The organism is Bowmanella denitrificans (assembly GCF_002887595.1).
In the GTDB taxonomy this organism is placed as follows: domain Bacteria; phylum Pseudomonadota; class Gammaproteobacteria; order Enterobacterales; family Alteromonadaceae; genus Bowmanella; species Bowmanella denitrificans.
Genome location: NZ_PEBU01000034.1, coordinates 1 through 1,377, shown reverse-complemented (window position 1 = coordinate 1,377; position 1,377 = coordinate 1). Strand labels below are relative to the sequence as shown.

Genomic DNA, 1,377 nt, shown 5'->3' with positions numbered 1-1,377 from the left:
CTTATATGGACTCCCTCGGTGTTGTCAACGAGATCGCATTGAAAACCAGATCAGATGCGGACTTATATACGGGCTCTGATTTGAGTCGCTAACTCTGGCCCTAAGATGTCTTCGCACCTTCATGACTTTTTCTCTGTGACGGTATTGCGTTACCTGGACACTAAACAGTCTCTTGAAGGTTGGTCTTACCGGTTTTACTGACGCTCTTGGTGACTAACGCTTAAATAATCTTATCCACTTGAATCGGGTGAGTGCATTATGCCGCTAACCTCACCGGCTGATACTCAGTACCGTTTTTCAGCATCGCATAGGCGGTGCGAATCGTCTTGTTCACCAGGGCAATAGCGGCCACTTTCTTGCCCCGCCGGGCAATTAAATGGGTAAGCCATTGCTCTTTGACAGTGCGCGGCTCACGTTTATCTAGTTGCCGTATGACAGCCATCGCCCCTTCATACAGCGTGCTACGCAGGGTCTTATGCCCCGATTTTTTGGATATCGACCCCAGCCGTTCTTTTCCGCCACTACTGTGCTGAACGGGCGTGGCACCGATACAGGCTGCTGCCTGGCGGCCATTGTTGAATTGTTCTGTATCACTCAGGGTGATTTTTAAGCTCATGGCGTTAACCGGCCCGACCCCTTCGAGCGCCTGCAGCCGTTGACAGACTTCATCGTCGTTAATCTGGCGTTTGAGACGTTGTTCCACCTCGGCGATACGCGCCAGCAGTGCCTTAAGATGTTGCCGCTGCTCATCAAGCACGGCTCTGAAGTCACCCGGTAGTTGATTCCCGCCATCTTCCAATATCTCTGGAATGGCTTTCATCAACGCTGCATCGCCTTTGGCTATCGGGTGGCCCAGCTCCAGCAGCATATCGCGCAACTGTTTGGCGCTGGCTGTCTTTTGCTTCACCAGCAAATCCCGAATGCGCACAATGCCCTGCTGACACTGGTCTTCTAGTGTCAGCAACCGACAGGGTTTCACCTGCGGTTGGGTGGCCGCGATGGCTATCGCCGCCGCATCGTTCGGGTCCGTTTTATGTCCCTGCAAAAACGCCTTCACTTTTTGCGCTGGCATCACTTTCACCTGATGCCCCTGTGCTTTGGCATAACGTGCCCAGTAATGACTACCGCCACAGGCTTCCATGGCCACTAAAGCTTTAGGCTCGTTGACTAGCAGCGTCGCCAACTGGCTCCGGCTTACTTTCTTGTTGTTGATTACCGAGCCGCCTGGCGTGGTTTTACATAACTGGAAGTTATTTTTTGCCAAATCAATGGCCAGAACGTTAAGCTGTCTCATGTATGGACTCCTGATAGTGTAAAAGCGTGCGTGCTTATTACGTGTATCCCTCTTGGGGGAGGGAGTCCATACATCTCTGTGGT

Annotated in this window: 1 protein-coding gene; it reads right to left on the bottom strand. The window is 52.1% G+C overall.

Annotation, left to right across the window (positions count from 1 at the left end):
• Positions 1 to 256 precede the first annotated feature (256 nt).
• Positions 257 to 1,294, bottom strand: a complete 1,038-nt coding sequence (locus CSR04_RS24610) for an IS110 family RNA-guided transposase (protein WP_102798995.1) — start codon at positions 1,292 to 1,294, stop codon at positions 257 to 259.
• Positions 1,295 to 1,377 lie beyond the last annotated feature (83 nt).

Coding starts and splice junctions, on each gene's coding strand:
- CSR04_RS24610 (WP_102798995.1), bottom strand. CDS start 1,294: ATGAGACAGCTTAACGTTCTGGCCATTGATTTGGCAAAAAATAACTTC.